Raw genomic sequence first — 18,086 nt, 5'->3', positions numbered from 1 at the left:
TCCTTGCCCGTGCGACGGCACCCCACCACCCGCGCCCGGGCAGGACGGTGACGGGTCTCAGCCCTCGACGGCGCCGGCGGCGGACACCGCCGCCACACCCGGCTGCTCCTGGCGAATCCGCTCCACCTGTACGGCGGTGACGGCCCGCACGGCGAACGCGCCGGCCACGGCGGCACCGATGACCGCGGCGTCGGACACGAGCAGCGGCCACACCTCGGTGTAAGCGCGGGCGATGAGCTTGTCGGTGGAGTCGCGGTACATGATGCCCACCCCGCCGAGCATCCCGATCACCCAGAGCGCCCACCACACGTTCACCGAGACGGGCAGCTTCCGTCCCGGAGCGGTGGTCCGGAAGGCGTCGGCGACGATGCCGCGCGGGAACCACAGGTTGACGATGGGCACGAGCCACCCCAGGTAGACCCAGATCCCGGCGTACTTCGGCGGCTGGCCCGTGAGCACGCGCGCGTTGTCCCGCACCCGCCACATCCACGAGAGGAAGAGGAGCGCGCAGAGGAAGGCGGCGCCGCCTCCGATGCTGGTGACGAGGTGGTACGAGTCCTCCAGCCCGTTGAGCGCCCGGTGCACCCCGTCCCCCTGGTCCGGCGGCCCCGAGGCAGGCTCCCCGGCCATGGCCAGCCGCACTTCCCACCCGGCCCGCACGACCCATGCGAGCCCCGCGAGCAGCAGGGACCCGGCAGTCAGCCGCCCGGACACCACGATGGGCCTCAGACCGAGGGAGCGGGAGGGCGTGGCGGACTCCACTATCTGTTCGTTCACCTCATCATCCTGACGCACGGCCACGCGGAGTTGCCAGGGACACGCCAGCCGCGAGGGGATCAGCGCATGCCCTCGTCCATGAGCACGTACAGCAGCCCCACGAGCGACCCGCTGCTGACGATCTCGCGCCGGTCGATCATTCCCCGCACCTCGGCGAGCGGCACCCACTCGATCCGGTCCGACTCGTTCTGCTCGGTCGGCGGCCCGACGTACGCGGCCCCGTCCGCACGGAACACATGATGCTGCGAGTCGGTGATCCCGTTGGCCGGCTCGGCGTAGATCAGCGGCTTCAGCGGCCCGGGACGCCAGCCGGTCTCCTCCAGCACCTCACGCGCCGCCGCCTGCTCCGGCGTCTCCCCCTCCTCGATCAGCCCCATGGGGAGTTCCCAGGCCCACGAGTCCGTGATGAACCGGTGCCGCCACATCATGAGGATCTCGCGCCGGTCGTTGACGACGGCCCCCACCGCGAGATGCCGCAGCCGCACCACGTGGTACTCCCACCGCAGCCCATCAGGCTGCTGCACGTCCACCAGGCACAGATTCACCCACGGATTCGAGTAGATCCGCCGCTCCCCATAGGTCTTCCACTCCATCAAGGCACCCTTTCCACCGGCTGCCCGCAGCCTCCCAGAGAGGGTCACGGCGACGCGCCCCTCCGCATCCCGTGCGGATGAAACCGCACAGATCGGCAGTACTGGCACGAACCCGATGGGTACGGTGTCCCCTTTGTAGGTTGAGGTCGTGGACGACGACACGATCACCATCAGACTCACCCGCGACCAGGCACTCGTGCTGTCCGACTGGCTCCATCACGCGATGTTCCAGTCGAACGACCTCGAGGGCATCCTGCCCGACCGGGCCGTCTGGTCACCGATCTACAGCATCTCCGGAACCCTGGACAAAGCCCTGCCCGAAATCTTCATGCCCGACTACGGCCAACACCTCGCGGCCGCCAGGGAACGCCTCCACCGGGACCTGCACGGCGAAGCCGATGAGCCCACGGGGCCGCTGGAGTGAGAGCGGCCTCCCAGAAGTAGCGGCGAGGTGCGTCGGGCCGCCCCGAGACATGGCCCTGGAGCACCATGACTGCTTGCGGGACATGGCATCTCGGCCGTCGAGCGGATCGTCAAGGGACGGAGCGCACATGCATGTGGCCGGCAGCGGCATCAGCGGGACCACGGCCGACGCACTGATGTACGTCTGGTTCCTCCTGGTCGTCCTGTCCACCGTCTACGTCGCGTACGACGCATTCACGAAGAACCCCGAACTCACCGTGATGAAGTGGGGCTGGGTCCTGGTGACCCTCTATCTCGGCCCCGTCGGCGCCGCGATCTACGTGCTCTCGTGCGAGGAACCCCGGCCGGGAGCCCAGCTGATCGGTGACCACCTCGGCACGCTGGCCGGGCGGGATCTGCGGGCCCTGAGCGGGGAGTCCTCCTCGCGCTGGGCCGGGTCGATCACGAAGGCGACGCACGATCAGTGGGCGCTGGCCCGGCGTGCCCAGACGGCTGTCCGGCTGGTTCTTCCGGACCTGCAACGCCGGCCTGGCGGTGACCGTCGGCATGATGACCCTGCACGGAACGCCGACGGTCCTCGGCCGCTCCGGCTCGGACGCCGTCGCCGGTATCGCCGGCCTCGGCCATGCCCTGCTGACGGCGGGCCTGGTGCTCTTCTTCGTCATGGTCGGCAAGTGCCTGCCCGGCGCCTCCCGGGCCGAGGACGCCGTAGTCACCCGCCCTGTGGACGCAGCCCCGTCAGCTTCTCCAGGATGCCCAACTCACCGTTGACGAGGGCCTGTCGGAAGGTGACGCCGGCCGACTGCGGCTTCGCCAGGACGCCGAGGCTCCAGCGCGCCACGTGGTCGCGGCCGCCGCGATCGCGGAGATGCCCTGGAGGACGGCGAGGACGCCCTCCAGCAGGAGCAGCACTCCCGCGAAGACGAGTCCCCCCTCGGCCCAGTCGGTCTTCCCCGCCCGTGCCGGACGGGTGTGCTGCGTCATGGCCGTACCTCCGCCGTCGTCCCCGGGTCGGTCGTAGGTACGACGATCCGGCCCGTCCGGCCCGGAGACCACGGGGGCTGCTCCGTACGGGTGGGCCGGCGGGCCGGGGCGGTGCCGCTCAGGCCATCCAGAAGAAGACGGCCGTCATCCGCTTCTGCGCCAGCTCCTTGCCGAAGTAACCGGTCGCGCTGTGCACCAGGTTGGCGTTGTAGAGGAGGAGGCGGTTGTACCGGTGCGGGACGCGGACGTCCTCCTCGAAGGCGTCCGGGGTGACGAAGCGGGTACCGAGTGCCTCGACGAGGTTGTTGTGCGGGGCCTGGACGACGTTGCCGCCGAGCCGGCCGCCGGGCAGGGACTGGCGGAAGAAGCTGGTGCCGCAGTCCTTGGGCACCTGCGGGTTGAGGTACAGCACGGCCGCGTACCGGCACAGCGCACGCGAGTCGGTGTGCGGGCGCGGTTCGCTCTCGCCCTCGCCGACCACCTGCACGCAGTTGTGGTTGAGGGTGCCGCCGCCGGGCGCCTGCTGCACCCAAAGCTCCCTGGCCCCGGTCGCCTGCTTCACCAGCTTCTCGATGCGGCCGAGTTCACCGGGCTCCAGGCCGGGCATCGCACGCAGTCCGGGCCAGGTCTCCGAGGTGTACGGGTAGCCCTTGACCCAGTCGTCCTTCGCCAGACACCGCTCGCGCACCGCGTCGACATCCGGCAGGACGTCGTCCAGGACCCAGTAGTCGCGGCCCTTGGTGGGCTTGCGGTAGGGCAGGACGGGCAGTGCGGCGGGCGTTCTCGGAGGTGGCTGTGGGGGCATGCGGCGAATCTAGGGCCGCGCTTCCCCTCGCTTCTCCCGAGGAAGAGTCAACTCTCCTGCGGGAAGGTCAACCTTTCACCAACTGCGGTCCTCGGCCCCTCAGGCACGACCGGGGCGAATCTTTACCCGAAACCACCGACACAAATGACCTCCGCATCCGTACTGCTGTGCGTCCGAACCGCCTACAGGCGGATCCACGGCCAGGCAGGAGGCACGGTGCGCATCTCGCGGAACGCGACGGGAACTCTCTTCGTGGGCGGAGCAATGGCCCTGACCCTCGGCGCGCTCGCCTACCCGAGCATGCTGGGTGTCAGCACCGTCTCGAGCTCTCCGGACCGTGTCATCGCCAACACCCAGTGGGGTCCGCTCACCGAGTCCGACCGGGACTTCGTGGTGAAGGTGCGCGCGGCCGGCCTGTGGGAGTACCCGGTGGGGCAGATCGGGCTGCAGAAGGGCACCACCAAGGGCGTCCTCGAGGCCAGCAAGCACCTGATCGACGGGCACTCAGCGCTGGACGCCTCCTGCCGCAAGATCGCGCCGATGCTGAACATCACGCTGCCCAACGTGGCCAGCCCGCAGCAGGAGGGCTTCGTCAACACACTGAAGTCGGACAGCGGCAAGAAGTTCGACACCGACTTCGCCAACATCCTGCGGATGACACATGGTTCGATCTTCAACACCATCGCGAAGATCCGGTCCACCACCAAGAACTCGCTGGTGCGCGCCCTCGCCGACCAGGCCAACAACACCGTGCTCGACCACATCACGGTCATGGAGAAGACCGGTCTGGTCGACTTCGACCAGACCCTCTTCCAGCAGACCACCCCGCCGAAGCTGCCCAGCTCGGACCTGACCCCGCCGCCCCCGCCGGCGGGCCAGCCGCAGGTCGTGCTCACGCCGCCGCCGAACCCCACCTCCACCCCGGTGAACATCGACGGCCTCACCGGCGGCAACGGCGGCGGCTCCGGGGGCGCCTCACCTGCCCCCAGCCCGACCGTGGGCTAGGTCAGCCACACCGTGGTGTCCGGCGGCAGCACGCCCGGCTCCGCGAGCGGGGTGCTGGCGAGCAGCACCTCACCCCGGGGCAGGTGTACCGGCTCCGCGGTGAGGTTGGTGACACAGCGCCAGGTCTCGGTGCGGGCGAAGTCCAGCACCCCCGCAGGGGCACCGGGTGTCCAGGTCAGCGTCTCGCCCTCCAGCAGCTTGCGGCGCAGCCTGAGCGCGGTGCGGTACAGCTCCAGGGTGGAGCCCTCGGCACCGGACTGGGCCTCGACGGCGTAGGCCGCGAAGGACGCCGGCTGCGGCAGCCAGGCGGCCCCGGACCCGAAGCCGTACGAGGGCCCGGTGGTCGTCCACGGCAGCGGCACCCGGCAGCCGTCGCGGCCCTTGCGGGCATGGCCCGTCTGCTCCCAGATCGGGTCCTGCAACGCCTCTGCGGGCAGGTCGGCGACCTCGGGCAGGCCGAGTTCCTCGCCCTGGTAGACGTACGACGATCCGGGCAGCGCCAGCATCAGCAGGGTCGCGGCCCGGGCCCGGCGCAGGCCCGCCGCCCGGTCGGCCGGCGGCACCGTGCCGCCGGACAGCAGCCAGGCGTTCTCGTCGGTGCCCGGCGGAAGCACGAGGCGCGAGGCGTGGCGGACGACGTCGTGGTTGGAGAGCACCCAGGTGGCGGAAGCACCGGCGGCCCGGGCCGTCGCCAGTGATCCGGTGATGACCTGACGGAGTTCCTCCGCGTCCCACCCTGCCTGCAGATACTCGAAGTTGAAGGCCTGGCCGAGTTCGTCCGGGCGGGCGTACAACGCGCGGCGGGCGTCCGGGACCCAGGCCTCGGCGACCGCGGTGCGCGGCGGGCTGTAGGCGTCGAGGATCTTGCGCCAGTCGCGGTAGATCTCATGGACCTCGTCGCGGTCCCAGTAGGGGTGGGTGCCGGGCTCCACCCGCTGCAGGGCCTCCTCGCCCGCGGCGCCCAGACCGCCCAGGTCCCGAAGCGGGTCGGCCAGGTCCTTGGCCAGGCCGTGGGCGACGTCGATGCGGAAGCCGTCGACACCCCGGTCGGACCAGAAGCGCAGGGTGGTGCGGAAGTCGGCGCGGACCTCCTCGTTCTCCCAGTTCAGGTCGGGCTGTTCGGGCGCGAACAGGTGCAGGTACCAGTCGCCGTCGGGGACACGTCGCCAGGCGCTGCCGCCGAACACCGACTGCCAGTCGGTGGGCGGGAGTTCACCGGAACCACCGCGGCCGGGGCGGAAGACGTAGCGTTCGCGGGCCGCGGATCCGGGTCCGGCCCGCAGGGCCTCCTGGAACCAGGGGTGCAGGTGCGAGGTGTGGTTCGGGACGATGTCCACGACGACCTTCAGACCGAGCCGGTGGGCCTCGGCGGTCAGCGCGTCGAAGTCGTCGAGGGTGCCGAGGCGCGGGTCGACGTCCCGGTGACCGGCGACGTCGTAGCCGCCGTCGGCGAGTTCGGAGGGGTAGAAGGGGCTGAGCCACAGGGCGTCCACGCCGAGCGTGGCGAGATGGTTCAGGCGCCCGGTGACGCCCCTGAGGTCACCGAGGCCGTCGCCGTCGGCGTCGGCGAAGCTGCGCGGATAGACCTGGTAGATGACGGCCTGGCGCCACCAGTCGGGATTCCTGGAGGAGAGGTCTGGCATACACGGACTCTGTCCACATTGCCCGGAAACGGAACCTTGACCGCCGTCCGCCCGGCTGTGTGATCTTCAATACCAGGACAGGCGCGCGGCTTTGCAGGCAAAAGGATCGCCGCCTACGGTGAACGGGCCGTGGTGCTCGGGAAGTCGATGCAAGGTCGACGCGGCCCTCGCCACTGTGATCGGGGAGTTCCCGTTCCGTCCGGCAGCCGCCGGGCCACTGGTCTTGCGACCGGGAAGGCAGGAACGGCGAACGCATGACCCTACGGTGGGCGGCCCGGGTGCCGGCGGCCTCCGACTGAGGCCGGACGTGCCGCCGGCCGGACCGGTGTCCGCCCCGCCGAACCTGCCCCAGGGGGTTTCGTTCGGATCAGCCCGGGTCCGCGAGGCCCGGCACGGCACCTCGCCGCGTTGTCGGACCACCCGAGTACGCCCAGTACGCGGGTGCTCCTCCGCCTTGCGATGCACCGCACCGGACGCCGCGGCCTGATCCGACCTGATCCAAACGAAACCCCCTAGGCCCTGTCGTCAAATTCCCGTCTGCCCCACGACGCCTGGCACGCACTCTCGCCGCACCGGGCGAAAGCCCAAGTACGTCCAGTACGAGGACTTCCGCCCGGCACGCCGAGAGCACGCACCAGACGCCGCGAGGCCGCCCTTCGGGCGACGACGGGAATTTGACGACAGGACCTAGCGGCGCGCCACCGTCTCCAGGTACAGCTTCACGTACCGCTCCACGTCCACCGCCAACGCCACCTCCACCAGCGCCTGTTCGCGTGCGCCGCCGTGGATCTCGGACTCGCCGGGGCGGGGGCGACGGTCGACGATCGTCTGACCGCGGGTCGGGCCGGGGGCCAGGCAGACCTCGACGGGCAGCAGGCGGGTGGTGATGCCGGCCGGGTCCGCGACCGCGCACACCGCGCCCGCGTCACCGAGGCCGCCGGCCGGGTCGTCACCGTCGGGGCCGGGTGCGGACGGGCGGTGGGCCAGCAGTTCACCGGCCAGCCGGGTGCCCGGCTCCCTGCTCTCCCGCAGCCGCCGTACGTCCGTGCCCGGTACGACGACCTGGGTGAACACGTCGAGTCCGTACATGGTGATCGGCACCCCCGCGGTGAGCAGGACCGCCGCCGCCTCCGGGTCGTGCCAGACGTTGAACTCGGCGACCGGCGTGGCGTTCCCGGTGGCGACCGCGCCGCCCATGAACACGATCCGCTCGATGTTCCGGGTCACCTCCGGATGGGTGCGCAGCAGCAGCGCGATGTTGGTGAGCGGTGCGGTCGGGATCAGGGTGACCGGCGTCCGGGAGCCCAGGATCTCGCGGTACAGGAGGGTCACGGCGTCCACGGCGGCGCGGCCGCGTCTGGGCGCGGGCAGGCCGAGGTCGCCCATGCCGTCCACGCCGTGCACGTGCCGGGCCGAGCGGGCCGGCTCGATCAGCGGGCGCTCGGCACCGCGTGCCACCGGAATGTCGGGGGCGCCCGCCTCCTCCAGCACGGTCAGGGTGTTGCGGACCACCCCGTCGACGTCGGTGTTCCCGGCCACGCAGGTCACCGCCCTGAGATCCAGGCCGGGGTGGCGTACGGCGAAGAGCAGGGCCAGGGCGTCGTCGACGCCGGTGTCGCAGTCGATGATCACGGGAATGGGCTGACCGGTCACGTCGGACTCCTTCCGTCATGGCGACAGTAGGTCAGGACCAGAGTGCGGTGCCCTTCGCCGCCACGCGTTCGGCGACGTGGCGCAGCAACTCCGGCACGGGGAGGGCGCCGGGGCGGCGGCCGTCCCGCAGGCGGAGGGCCGCGAGGCCCGCGCCGGCCTCGCGGTCGCCGATCACCGCCTGGTACGGGACCAGGCGGGCCGCGCGGATGCGGGCGCCGAGGGTGCCCTGTCCGGGGTCGGCGAGTTCGGCGCGCAGGCCCAGTGCGGCCGCCTCCCGGACCACCGCGGCCGCCCGCTCCACCTGCTCCTGCGCGACCGGCAGCACGGCCAGCTGTACGGGCGCGAGCCAGGCCGGGAAGGCCCCTTCGTGCGCCTCGACGAGGTGGGCGACGGCCCGCTCCACGCTGCCGATGACGCTGCGGTGCACCATCACCGGCCGGTGCTTCGCGCCGTCGGCGCCGATGTAGTGCAGGTCGAAGCGGGCCGGCTGGTGGAAGTCGATCTGGACGGTGGACAGGGTGGACTCGCGGCCGGCCGGGTCCGCGATCTGCACGTCGATCTTGGGACCGTAGAAGGCGGCCTCGCCCTCCGCCTCCTCGTACGCCACGCCGGCCCCGTCCAGCACCTCCTTCAGCAGCGCGGTGGCCCGCTGCCACAGCTCCGGGTCGGCGACGTACTTGCCGCCCTCGCCGGGCAGCGAGAGCCGGTGGCGTACGGCCTCGATGCCGAGGTCGGCGTAGGCGCGGGCGATCAGCTCCAGCGCGGCGCGGGCCTCGTCGACGGCCTGCTCCAGGGTGCAGAAGATGTGGGCGTCGTTGAGCTGGATGGCGCGCACCCGGGTCAGGCCGCCGAGGACGCCGGACCGTTCGGCGCGGTACATGGTGCCCAGCTCGGCGATGCGCAGGGGCAGTTCGCGGTAGCTGTGCGAGCGGGAGCGGTAGATCAGGGCGTGGTGGGGGCAGAGGCTGGGGCGCAGGACGACCTCCTCCGCGCCCAGGTCCATCGGCGGGTACATGTCGTCGCTGTAGTGGTCCCAGTGGCCGGAGGTCTCGTACAGCTCGCGCTTGCCGAGCGCGGGCGAGTACACGTGCCGGTAGCCGGCGGCGCGTTCCGCCTCCCGGACGTACTCCTCCAGGGTGTGCCGTACGACGGCCCCGTCCGGGAGCCAGTAGGGCAGGCCCGCGCCCATCAGCGGGTCGGTGTCGAACAGGCCGAGTTCACGGCCGAGGCGGCGGTGGTCGGCGACGCGGTCGCCGGTCGGGTCGGTCATCGGGGTCTCCTCGGTGCGGGAGGCGAACACCCCGGTGCATGCCGAAGCCCCGGGGCGTTGGCCCCGGGGCTTCGGACTGGGTCAGGTGTCAGCGCGCCGGGACGGTCTCCGGCGTCGTCGTGCTCTGCGGACACGGCTGGGCGCGCTTCATGGGGCGACCGTAACGGCGGCCCCGGCCGCAGGGCCACCGGTTTTCCCCGGGCCTTCCCCGCCGCTCACCCGGACGGGTTTTCCCGCCCTCACCCGGACGGCCCGGAGCGCTGGTGAGCGGGTCGCGGCGATGGTGCCGTGAGAGGAGGCACCTCCACCCCCACCTGCCCCGCCAGGGAGGCACCCCCAGATGACCGCCGCCATACGCCCCCACGCCCTCCCTCTCGCCGCCCTCGCCACCGGCCTCCTCACCCTCACCGGCTGCGCGACCCTCGGCCTGGAGCGCCCGCCGTCCGCGCACCAGCCCCTGCCCACCGTGGACAAGCCCTCTCCCTCGGCGAAGCCCTCGGCCCGGGCCGACGGATCCACGCTCACCGACGACCAGGCCCGGGCCGCGCTCATCACGGAGACCGATCTCGGTGCCCCCTGGTCCGCGACGCGCGGGGCGGCCACCTGGCGGGACGCGCTGCTGAAGGCGGCCACCACGGCCGGTGAGTGCCAGCGCCTGCTCGACGCGCTCTACTCCGACGAACTCCTCGGCGCCCCCGCCCGGGTCGCCGTGGGCCTCGACGACGACGACACCGAGGCCCAGCTCCGCTACCAGATCGCCGCCCGTCGTCCGTCCGACGTCGACGCCGCGCTGAGGTGGCTGCAGACGATGCCGGTCCAGTGCGCCCGCTTCACGGCCACCACGGAGAACGGCCTGGTCGAGGACGTCCAGGTCCAGGACGCCCCGCTGCCGGAGGTCGGGGACGTGCGCCAGGGGCTGCGCGTCACCGTCGCCACCAGGACCTCCGACGACCAGGACGTCTTCCTGACGATGGACGTGGCCGCCGTCCGCGTCGGCGAGGACGCCTTCGCCCTGACCAACGCCGGCCTCGGCGACGTGGGGAACGACGCGACACAACTGGCCGTGCAGATCGGCGCACTCCGTCTGGCGGACGTACGCAAGCAGGGCCGGGCCCAGGTCTGACCCACGCACTCGCGCTAGGTCCTGTCGTCAAATTCCCGTCGTCGCCCGAAGGGCGGCCTCGCGGCGTCTGGTGCGTGCTCTCGGCGTGCCGGGCGGAAGTCCTCGTACTGGACGTACTTGGGCTTTCGCCCGGTGCGGCGAGAGTGCGTGCCAGGCGTCGTGGGGCAGACGGGAATTTGACGACAGGGCCTAGGACGGCGTGGACACGGAGGGCCGCAGCGACGGCGTCCGCCCCGTCACCAGCACCACCGCACCCTTGTCCAGCCGTGTGTACACCCACTTCGCGTCGTCCTCGGGCAGGCCGATCCAGCCGCCGGTGGACGCGTAGGTGCCGGGGGCCTTCAGGTCGTAGGTGAGGGCGATGGCGGTGGTCGTCTTCCGGTCCACGGAGCGCAGTTCGATCACCCACGGCACGCTCGGCACCGAGGTGCCGCTGCCGCCGCCCGTTTCCATCGGCCGTTTCAGGGACTTGGCGAATACGGTGAACCTGCCGGTGGGGGTGGGCAGTTCGGGAACTCCGGAGGAGATGGGCATGATCCGCCCGTCGACCGTCATCGTCATCCCGGTGAGGTCGACGACGGCGTCGGCGGCGACGGCCGGAGTCGGGGTGGGTGCCGGGCTGGTCCGCAGCCGGGGACTGGCGGCCGGAGCGGTGCGGCGGCCGGAGTCGTGGCCGGAGCCGGAGTCGTGGCCGGGTCCGAGGCCGACGGTCACCGTGACGGCGAGGGCCGCCGCGGCGGCCACTCCGCAGGCCACGACGGTGGTGCGCCGGCGACGGCCGCGCCGTACGGCCAGGCGGCGGACCTCGGCACCGGCGACGGGCGGCGGGGACTGGTTCTCCTCGGCCAACGTACGCAGCGCGCCGGAGAGTCCGGGTCGGCGGCCGGTGTCGTGGTCGCGGTCATCGGACACGGTCGCCCTCCCTCTCCCCCTCGCCCGGGGCCAGCACCCGGGCCAGTGCCGCGCGGCCACGGGACAGACGGGCCTTGACCGTCCCCACCGGGGCGCCGGTTTCCGAGGCTACTTGCTCCACGCTCAGGTCGCACAGATGGTGCAGGACGACGGCCATCCGCTGGGCCTCGGGCAGGGTGCGCAGCGCCGAGACGAGCGCGGCGCGCTCGGGGTCGGGCCCGGGCACGGACTCCGGCGGCGGGGTGCGCCGCACCAGCTCGAGCCAGCGCCTGGCGCGCCGCCACCGGCTGACGGCGAGCCGCATCGCGACGGTCCTGACCCACGCCTCGGGCGCCCCGTCCGCGAGGAAGTCGCGCCGCCGGTCCCAGGCCCGTACGAACGCCTCCTGCACGACGTCCTGCGCCTCGCCGTGATCCCCGGTGAACGCGTAGAGCTGGCCGGTCAGCCGGGGGAAAGCGGCGGCGTAGAACGCGTCGAACTCGTCCTCGGTCATGCCTCCCCTGCCACTCGTGCCCCAACTTCCCCGTACCGCCGTGCAACCCGGACCGCTTCGCGGTGCGTACAGGTCCCGTACGCCGCACATCGAAACACATCGCAGGGGGAACCCGATGACGACCAGAGCCGACCGCCGAACCCGTCATCGCGCCGGTCGCTCCGGCCGCCGGACCGAGTTCGGCGGCTATGCCGCCGTGGCCTGGCCGCGTCTGCTGCGCACGGCCCATCTGCTGACCGGCGACGCGGCCGAGGCCGACGCCCTGACGCGCACCGCCCTGTCCGACGCGTACGCCCGCTGGCGGCGCATCCCGGGCAACGACACCGACTTCTACGTACGACGGCTGCTGGTGCGCCACCATCTCGGCCGCCACCTCGGCCGTCACCTCGGCCGTCACCTCGGCCGCCGTCTCGGCCGCCGGCCGCACCGCACGGGACCCGCGCCGCAGGGCCCGCTCACCCGCGCCCTCGCCGCCCTGCCCGCGCGCCAGCGGGTGGTACTGGTCCTGCGGCTCGGCGAGGACCTGGGACGGCTGGAGATCGCCGAGATGCTCGGCTGGTCGGTGGGCGCGGTGAAGTCGTACGAGCGACGGGGGCTGAAGGCCCTGGGGGCGATATGAGGCACAGGCAGACACAGCCCCTGGAAGACGAGTTGGGCGAGGCCTTCGCCGCCGCCCGCGACGAGGCGCCCCGCACGCCCGTCCCGCTCGCCGCCATCGAGCGGGAGGGCCGGGCGCGGCGCCGGAGGCGCCGGATCACCGTGCTGCTGGCCTGCTGTCTGCTCGTGCTGGTCCCGCTCGGCTACGCCGGCCGGCGGCTGACGGGCGCCTCCGGGGGCGAGCCCTCCGCTCCCGGACGGTCGGTGGCCGCCGGAACCGTGCGCGTGGTGGCCGCCGGTGAGCACGTACGGCCGCTGTCCGGCCAGGAGTTGTGGCTGACGAAGGACGGCGCGCACTGGTCGTCGCCGCAGGGCGGGGGCGAGTCCCTGCCGGTCTCGGGGCTCTCCGCGGCACCCCCGACCGTCACCCTCCGGCTGGAGGTGACCGGCCGGAGCGGGCTGCTGCTGTCCGGCGTGCACCGCGGCGGCGGACCGGCCGCCCGCGTCGAGGTGCGGATGCCCTCGGGCAGGACCACCGCGACCGTGCTCACCCTCGCGGGTGACCCGGGCTGGGACGTCTGGTACGCCACGCCTCGGCTCCCGGCCGACAAGCAGGAGCTGCTGCGGACCCGGGTCACGGTCTACGACGCCGGCGGCGAGGTCCTGGCGCGGGGCGGGGTGGGCCGGTGAAACGTCTCCTCAAGCATCTGCGCCGCCGCCGGGGCCGCTGGGCCCGGCGCATCCTCGGGACGCTGCTCGCGCTGTGCCTCGCGCTGGTCGGCACGGTGTGGGTGGCGTACCTGCTCACGGCCGTCCCCGAACCGCACCCGGAGACGGTCAGCCAGAGCACGGTCTTCCTGGACGCGGAGGGGGAGTACCTGGGCCGGCGCGGACCGGTGGACCGGCAGGACGTGTCCCTGGCGCAGGTGCCGCGGCACGTCCAGGACGCGGTGATCGCCGCCGAGAACCGCTCCTTCCGCACGGACTCGGGCGTCTCGCCCAGCGCGATCGTGCGCGCGGCCGTGGCCACGCTGTCCGGCGGGGAGCGCCAGGGCGGTTCGACGATCACCCAGCAGTACGTGAAGAACGCCCTGCTGAGCCCCGAGCAGTCCCTGACCCGCAAGGCACGTGAGGCGCTGATCTCCGTCAAGCTGGACCGCACCCGCTCCAAGGACTCGATCCTGGAGGGCTACCTCAACACCGTCTACTTCGGCCGGGGCGCGGCGGGCATCGAGTCGGCGGCGCGGAACTACTTCGGCGTGGACGCCGAGGACCTCACGGTGTCGCAGGGCGCGGCGCTCGCGGCCATCATCAACCGGCCGACGTTCTACGAACGGACGGGCTCGGACACGAAGGTCACCACGACGCTGCAGAAGCGCTGGCGCTGGGTCCTGGACGCGATGCGCTCCGCGGGCAGCATCACGCCCGCGCAGCGCTCCTCGGCCGCCTTCCCGGCCTTCCGCTTCTATCCGCCCGGCGACACGGACGGCCAGCGCCAGTACCTGATCGACGCGGCCGCCGCCGAGGCCGCCCGCCGTCTCGGCATCACGCAGGACCAGCTGGCGCGCGGCGGCTACACGGTCCGTACGACCTTCGACCTGAGCACGCAGTACGCGGTGTCGGAGCGGGTGCGCCAGCGGTCCGCGGGTCTGCCGAAGGGCACGAAGCTGCACGCGGCCGTGATCGCCATGGTCCCCGGCGACGGCGCGGTCCGGGTGTTGTACGGCGGTACGGACTACGCCCACCAGCCCTTCAACGACGCCCTGTCGGGCGCGGTGGAGGCCGGTACGGCACTGCGGCCGTTCAGCGGCCTGCCGCTCGGCGCGCCGCTGACCGAGCTGGCGAGCACCGCGGCACCGACACCGCTGACCGTGGCCTCGGCCTACGCGAGTGCGGCGGCGCAGGGCACCTACGCGACGCCGTACACGGTGCAGCGGATCACCCGGGGCGGCGACACCGTGTACACGGCCCGTCCGGACCGGCACCGGGTCATGGGCTCGGTCATGGCCGCGGCGGCGGCGAAGTACGCGGTCCCGGGCGAGCCGGTGACGTACACCGGCGGTGCGGGCACGGGCCCCGGCACCCGGACGCTGTGGGAGTCGGCGTACACCGGGCGGCTCGCCCTCACGACCGCCCTGTTCGCCGAGCATCCGGCGACGAAGGGGCACCGGGCGCGACCGGCCCACCTCCCGTCCTCGGCCGGGGACCTGGTCACCGGGGTCCGGTCGGACGTGTTCACGTCCAAGGCGGCGACGCCTGTGAGCGGGTGAGGGCGGTGGTCACAGGGGCGGCTGCGCGGGCGCCGGGCCGAGGGTCGTGGTGCCCGGCGCCGTGCGGTGGCCGAGGCCCGTGCGGTAGGCGTCCAGGGCCGCCTCGACGCGGCCGGTACGGCGCAGCAGGTCGCCGAGGAGGCGGCACAGGTCGGCCAGGTCGCCGGCCGCGCCGGCTCGCTCCAGGAGGCTGAGGGCGCGGACGTAGTGCTCCTCGGCGGCCTCGGTGTCGCGGGCGTCCTCGGCGATGATGCCGAGGAGGCGGTGCGCGGCCGCGGCGTGCACGGCGCCGCGTTCGGAGGAGAGGCCGCCGAGGACGTCGTTGAGCAGGTCGGCGGCCTCGGCCGACTTGCCGCGCCGGTGCAGGACGTCGGCGAGTTCCACGGCGGCCTGGCTGCGGTAGAGGGCGGCCCGGGTCTGGGCGAGCATGGTGAGGGCCTGGCGCAGTTCGGCCTCGGCCCGGTCCAGGTCGCCGTTCTGGGCGCAGACGTAGCCGCGCATCCAGTGGCAGTTGGCGAGTTCGGTGCGCAGCCGCAGCTGGCGGTACAGCTCGGCGGCCTTGGCGAGGGAGGCGTCGGCCTCGGCGACCCGGCCCTCGGCGAGCAGGGTGCGGGCGACCGAGCGGTGCATCCGGGCGATCAGCGCGGGGTCGGCGGCCTGCGGGGCCAGGGCCAGGGCGAACTCGGCGGCCTGGGCGGCGCGGGCGTGGGCGCCCATGTCCATGTAGGGGCCGATGACGCTGGCGTACAGGAGCAGCAGAGCCTCGGGGTCGTGCAGGCCGCCGCGGTTGAGTTCGTCGAGGGTGGATTCCAGGAGGTAGACGGCGTAGCGGAGTTCGCCGGCGAGATAGTGGGCGATCGCGCGGCCGCGCACGGCCGGGACGCGGCTGGGAAGGGTCTCCTCCGCGAGGCGGTGCTCGGCCCGCTCGAAGTGGTCGCGGGCCCGGGACAGTTCGCCCGTCTCCAGGGCGCATTCGCCGAGCCCCAGGAGTGCGCTGGCCTGCTCGGCGACCAGGCTGTGCGTGTCCGCCTCGGCGAGCAGCGCGGTGTACTGGCCGGCCGCCTCCTCCGCCTTGCCGTCGGCGAGGGTGCGCTGGGCCTCGGTGAGCCGCAGCCGCAGGGCGGTGGCGAGATGGGCGGGCCGGCCGACGGCCAGCTCCTCGAAGGCGACGCCGAGGCGGTCCGCGATGTGCCCGAGCGCCTCGTCGGAGGCGCGGACCCGGCCCGCCTCCAGGGTGGAGATGTAGGCGGGGGTGTACGCCGGTTCGGCCAACTGGCGCTGGGTCAGGCCACGTTCGGTGCGCAGTTGCTGTACGCGCCGGCCGACGACCTCGGGGTCGTCCCGCTCCCGCATGTGCTGCTCCCCCCAACTCCCCTGGCACCTCTTGCCGTTCGGGTTCCGCACCCCTAGGTTAAACGGCGAATTAAACATGCTTAACAGGCCGCTGTTGTTGCGAGGTCGCCGTGCACGGACATACATCCGCACCCTACGGGCGCCCCACCGCACTGCCCCTCTCCCGGCCCCGGCCGAGCCGGGGCACCCCGGCCGCCCGGGGCGTGGCAGCGGCCGTGCTCGCGATCGCGGCACTGATCACGGCGGCGAACGCGGGACCGGCCCGGGCGACGGATGCCCCGCCGAGCCCGCCGGCCGTGCAGCAGCCCCAGCCCTGACACCCCCCACCCGCCTCGGGCTCGCCCGATGTGGACGTCCTGCGGACCTTGAGCGAAGACGACGCGACGTTCGGACGAATCACCCGGCGACACCTTCCCGGAAGCGAAGACCGACGAGAACCACCAAAGGAACAAGGGCACTTCGTCAACCCCCGGAGAAGGTTGTACGCGAGTGGCATATCTCACCACCAGCCCCTGCATGGATGACCACGCCGTTAGTGTGTGCGATCCGGTGCAGCCGCGACGAGGTCGATGTGCGCTTCGTCAGGGCGGGAAGGGCAGGGGAATGACGCTGGACGCGCAGGCGCGGCCGAAGAACCGGGGACGGCACGGCGGGGGCGGCGGCCGCGGAGGCGGCGACACCAAGCCCCGCGCCCCGCGCCCCAGGCGCCGGATACTGCGCTGGTCGGCGGCCACCCTGGCCGTCGTCATACTCGGGACCGCGGGCGCGGGCTACCTCTACTACGAGCACCTCAACGCCAACATCAAGAAGGCGCAGCGGAACCTGGGCGACTCCGACGTGCCCGAGGCGACCCCGAACGCGGCCGGCCAGACGCCGCTGAACATCCTGATGATCGGCTCGGACAGCCGGAACACCGCCAAGGACCTGAAGCTCGGCGGCTCCAAGGCCGACGTGGGCCGCCCGCCGCTCGCCGACGTCCAGATGCTGCTGCACGTCTCGGCCGACCGCAGCAACATGTCCGTGGTCAGCCTCCCGCGCGACACGATGATCCCGATCCCCAGGTGCACCACCGACAGCAAGAAGTACGAGGCGCTCTCGCTGGCCATGGCGAACGAGTCGCTGGGCCGCGGCGGCCCGGGCTGCACCGTCGCCACCTGGCAGAAGCTCACCCGCATCCACATCGACCACTTCATGATGGTCGACTTCTCCGGCGTGGTGGACATGGCGGACGCCATCGGCGGCGTCCCCGTGTGCGTCAGACAGAACGTCTACTCGCACACCTCCGACGGCCACGGCTCGGGCCTCAAGCTGAAGGCGGGCACGCACCCGGTCAAGGGCGAACAGGCCCTGCAGTGGCTGCGCACCCGCTACGGCTTCGAGGACGGCACCGACATCGGCCGCACCCACGCCCAGCACATGTACATGAACTCGATGGTCCGCCAGTTGCGCGCGAACGCGACGCTCGGCAACCCCACCGAGATGCGCAGGCTCGCGGAGGCCGCGACGAAGGCGCTCACGGTCGACGAGGGCCTCGGCACGGTCAAGAAGCTCTACGACCTGGCCGGGGAACTGCAGAAGGTCCCGACCAAGCGGATCACGATGACGACGCTGCCCACCGTGCAGTGGTCGCAGGACCACAACCGGCTGGTGCCCGACCCCGAGGACGCCGACCAGCTCCTCTCCATGGTCCGCGACGACACCCCGCTGGACGGCCGTGGCGCCAAGCACAAGTCGGAGCAGAAGGCGAAAGCCCCCTCGACCCCGGCCGGCACCCTCGCGGTCCAGGTCCGCAACGGCACCGGGACGTCCACCGAGGCCCCGACGCCCGCGCGGGCGAGGGCGGTCACCCAGGTCCTGCAGGGCAAGGGGTTCACCCGGGCCGGGGCGGACGTCGGCGCGGCCACCGAGGCCAAGACCCTCGTCCTGTACCCCAGTGCCGATCTCGAGGGTGACGCGCAGGCCGTGGCCAAGGCGCTCGGCGTCCCGCTGGGCCAGGTGCACCGCTCGACCGACGTCTCGGGCGTCACCCTGATCGTCGGCGCGGACTGGCGTACCGGCGACACCTATCCGAAGAGCAGGAGCGCGGACAGGACTCCGTCGACGGCGGCCGTGCTGTCCGGCGACAAGGAGGACGCGTGCATGGAGGTGCAGAAGGGGTTCACCTGGTGAGCCGGGCTCTCCCCCG

At 72.6% G+C, this 18,086-nt stretch carries 18 protein-coding genes and 1 riboswitch; of the genes, 8 read left to right on the top strand and 10 right to left on the bottom strand.

Features of this window, described 5'->3' with window-relative positions:
• Positions 1-57: 57 nt before the first annotated feature.
• Both FB157_RS13420 and FB157_RS13415 read right to left on the bottom strand, forming a co-directional pair.
• Positions 58-777 (bottom strand): DUF4328 domain-containing protein, encoded by a 720-nt coding sequence (locus FB157_RS13420; RefSeq protein WP_398946622.1) that lies wholly within the window; start codon positions 775-777, stop codon positions 58-60.
• 59 nt (positions 778-836) lie between these two features.
• Positions 837-1,370: an NUDIX hydrolase gene (locus tag FB157_RS13415; protein WP_145879218.1), complete on the bottom strand. Its 534-nt coding sequence runs from the start codon at positions 1,368-1,370 to the stop codon at positions 837-839.
• A gap of 148 nt (positions 1,371-1,518) precedes the next feature.
• Between FB157_RS13415 and FB157_RS13410 the strand changes: the two genes are divergently transcribed.
• Together FB157_RS13410 and FB157_RS13400 are read left to right on the top strand one after the other, a co-directional pair.
• Positions 1,519-1,794 (top strand): hypothetical protein, encoded by a 276-nt coding sequence (locus FB157_RS13410; RefSeq protein WP_145879215.1) that lies wholly within the window; start codon positions 1,519-1,521, stop codon positions 1,792-1,794.
• 479 nt (positions 1,795-2,273) lie between these two features.
• Complete coding sequence (locus tag FB157_RS13400) at positions 2,274-2,564, top strand: DUF2871 family protein (RefSeq protein ID WP_398946619.1); 291 nt, start codon at positions 2,274-2,276, stop codon at positions 2,562-2,564.
• A 331-nt stretch (positions 2,565-2,895) separates the two neighbouring features.
• Here the strand turns inward: FB157_RS13400 and FB157_RS13390 are convergent, their stop codons facing one another.
• Positions 2,896-3,582, bottom strand: a complete 687-nt coding sequence (locus FB157_RS13390) for a DUF6445 family protein (protein WP_145879211.1) — start codon at positions 3,580-3,582, stop codon at positions 2,896-2,898.
• A gap of 252 nt (positions 3,583-3,834) precedes the next feature.
• On the opposite strand from FB157_RS13390, the gene FB157_RS13385 reads away from it, so the two are divergent.
• On the top strand, positions 3,835-4,587 hold the full coding sequence (locus FB157_RS13385; RefSeq protein ID WP_145879447.1) for a DUF4142 domain-containing protein: 753 nt from the start codon (positions 3,835-3,837) through the stop codon (positions 4,585-4,587).
• Here the strand turns inward: FB157_RS13385 and FB157_RS13380 are convergent.
• The 3 genes from FB157_RS13380 to thrS all read right to left on the bottom strand — a co-directional run bounded on the left by FB157_RS13380 (position 4,584) and on the right by thrS (position 9,153).
• Complete coding sequence (locus FB157_RS13380; protein ID WP_145879209.1) at positions 4,584-6,230, bottom strand: glycoside hydrolase family 13 protein; 1,647 nt, start codon at positions 6,228-6,230, stop codon at positions 4,584-4,586. The two genes, FB157_RS13385 and FB157_RS13380, sit on opposite strands and share 4 nt — an antisense overlap.
• Positions 6,231-6,369: 139 nt before the next feature.
• Positions 6,370-6,516: riboswitch (cobalamin riboswitch) on the top strand.
• A 401-nt stretch (positions 6,517-6,917) separates the two neighbouring features.
• Positions 6,918-7,883, bottom strand: a complete 966-nt coding sequence (locus tag FB157_RS13370; protein ID WP_145879208.1) for a nucleoside hydrolase — start codon at positions 7,881-7,883, stop codon at positions 6,918-6,920.
• A 31-nt stretch (positions 7,884-7,914) separates the two neighbouring features.
• The gene (thrS, locus tag FB157_RS13365) at positions 7,915-9,153 is read right to left on the bottom strand and encodes a threonine--tRNA ligase (RefSeq protein ID WP_145879206.1); all 1,239 of its coding nucleotides are present in this window, start codon (positions 9,151-9,153) and stop codon (positions 7,915-7,917) included.
• A 340-nt stretch (positions 9,154-9,493) separates the two neighbouring features.
• Here thrS and FB157_RS13360 point away from each other — a divergent pair, with 340 nt between their 5' ends.
• The gene (locus FB157_RS13360; protein WP_145879204.1) at positions 9,494-10,276 is read left to right on the top strand and encodes a hypothetical protein; all 783 of its coding nucleotides are present in this window, start codon (positions 9,494-9,496) and stop codon (positions 10,274-10,276) included.
• 189 nt (positions 10,277-10,465) lie between these two features.
• Here FB157_RS13360 and FB157_RS13355 read toward each other — a convergent pair whose 3' ends face one another.
• Together FB157_RS13355 and FB157_RS13350 are read right to left on the bottom strand one after the other, a co-directional pair.
• Positions 10,466-11,188, bottom strand: coding sequence for a L,D-transpeptidase (locus FB157_RS13355; RefSeq protein ID WP_145879202.1), 723 nt, complete (start codon positions 11,186-11,188; stop codon positions 10,466-10,468).
• On the bottom strand, positions 11,178-11,681 hold the full coding sequence (locus FB157_RS13350; RefSeq protein ID WP_145879200.1) for a SigE family RNA polymerase sigma factor: 504 nt from the start codon (positions 11,679-11,681) through the stop codon (positions 11,178-11,180). Before FB157_RS13350 ends, FB157_RS13355 begins: the two co-directional genes overlap by 11 nt.
• A gap of 115 nt (positions 11,682-11,796) precedes the next feature.
• Here FB157_RS13350 and FB157_RS13345 point away from each other — a divergent pair, with 115 nt between their 5' ends.
• The 3 genes from FB157_RS13345 to FB157_RS13335 are packed head-to-tail and all read left to right on the top strand — an operon-like array spanning position 11,797 to position 14,548.
• A complete protein-coding gene (locus tag FB157_RS13345; RefSeq protein ID WP_186581485.1) occupies positions 11,797-12,300 on the top strand; it encodes a sigma factor-like helix-turn-helix DNA-binding protein in 504 nt (167 codons plus the stop codon).
• Positions 12,297-12,968 carry a hypothetical protein gene (locus tag FB157_RS13340; RefSeq protein WP_145879197.1) on the top strand — a complete coding sequence of 224 codons (672 nt, stop codon included), beginning with the start codon at positions 12,297-12,299 and terminating at the stop codon, positions 12,966-12,968. The genes FB157_RS13345 and FB157_RS13340 overlap by 4 nt, the downstream gene beginning before the upstream one ends.
• On the top strand, positions 12,965-14,548 hold the full coding sequence (locus tag FB157_RS13335) for a transglycosylase domain-containing protein (RefSeq protein ID WP_145879195.1): 1,584 nt from the start codon (positions 12,965-12,967) through the stop codon (positions 14,546-14,548). Before FB157_RS13340 ends, FB157_RS13335 begins: the two co-directional genes overlap by 4 nt.
• Before the next feature lie 9 nt (positions 14,549-14,557).
• Here FB157_RS13335 and FB157_RS13330 read toward each other — a convergent pair whose 3' ends face one another.
• Both FB157_RS13330 and FB157_RS47255 read right to left on the bottom strand, forming a co-directional pair.
• The gene (locus tag FB157_RS13330; protein WP_145879193.1) at positions 14,558-15,901 is read right to left on the bottom strand and encodes a transcriptional regulator; all 1,344 of its coding nucleotides are present in this window, start codon (positions 15,899-15,901) and stop codon (positions 14,558-14,560) included.
• Positions 15,902-16,034: 133 nt separating this feature from the next.
• Positions 16,035-16,301: a hypothetical protein gene (locus FB157_RS47255; RefSeq protein WP_186581484.1), complete on the bottom strand. Its 267-nt coding sequence runs from the start codon at positions 16,299-16,301 to the stop codon at positions 16,035-16,037.
• Positions 16,302-16,504: 203 nt separating this feature from the next.
• Between FB157_RS47255 and FB157_RS13320 the strand changes: the two genes are divergently transcribed.
• Positions 16,505-18,070, top strand: coding sequence for an LCP family protein (locus FB157_RS13320; RefSeq protein WP_186581483.1), 1,566 nt, complete (start codon positions 16,505-16,507; stop codon positions 18,068-18,070).
• The last annotated feature ends 16 nt before the right edge of the window (positions 18,071-18,086 follow it).

It is taken from the genome of Streptomyces sp. BK340 (assembly GCF_007827595.1).
Classification (GTDB): Bacteria; Actinomycetota; Actinomycetes; order Streptomycetales; family Streptomycetaceae; genus Streptomyces.
Note: the sequence above shows the minus strand (reverse complement) of the source record. Positions and strands in the feature narration are given on the sequence as shown.

Excerpts from the sequence above, each read along its gene's own strand:
- FB157_RS13345 (WP_186581485.1), top strand. The coding sequence starts at position 11,797 with ATGACGACCAGAGCCGACCGCCGAACCCGTCATCGCGCCGGTCGCTCC.
- FB157_RS13390 (WP_145879211.1), bottom strand. The coding sequence starts at position 3,582 with ATGCCCCCACAGCCACCTCCGAGAACGCCCGCCGCACTGCCCGTCCTG.
- FB157_RS13415 (WP_145879218.1), bottom strand. The coding sequence starts at position 1,370 with ATGGAGTGGAAGACCTATGGGGAGCGGCGGATCTACTCGAATCCGTGG.
- FB157_RS13320 (WP_186581483.1), top strand. The coding sequence starts at position 16,505 with ATGACGCTGGACGCGCAGGCGCGGCCGAAGAACCGGGGACGGCACGGC.
- FB157_RS13340 (WP_145879197.1), top strand. The coding sequence starts at position 12,297 with ATGAGGCACAGGCAGACACAGCCCCTGGAAGACGAGTTGGGCGAGGCC.
- FB157_RS13360 (WP_145879204.1), top strand. The coding sequence starts at position 9,494 with ATGACCGCCGCCATACGCCCCCACGCCCTCCCTCTCGCCGCCCTCGCC.
- FB157_RS13380 (WP_145879209.1), bottom strand. The coding sequence starts at position 6,230 with ATGCCAGACCTCTCCTCCAGGAATCCCGACTGGTGGCGCCAGGCCGTC.
- FB157_RS13350 (WP_145879200.1), bottom strand. The coding sequence starts at position 11,681 with ATGACCGAGGACGAGTTCGACGCGTTCTACGCCGCCGCTTTCCCCCGG.
- thrS (WP_145879206.1), bottom strand. The coding sequence starts at position 9,153 with ATGACCGACCCGACCGGCGACCGCGTCGCCGACCACCGCCGCCTCGGC.
- FB157_RS13330 (WP_145879193.1), bottom strand. The coding sequence starts at position 15,901 with ATGCGGGAGCGGGACGACCCCGAGGTCGTCGGCCGGCGCGTACAGCAA.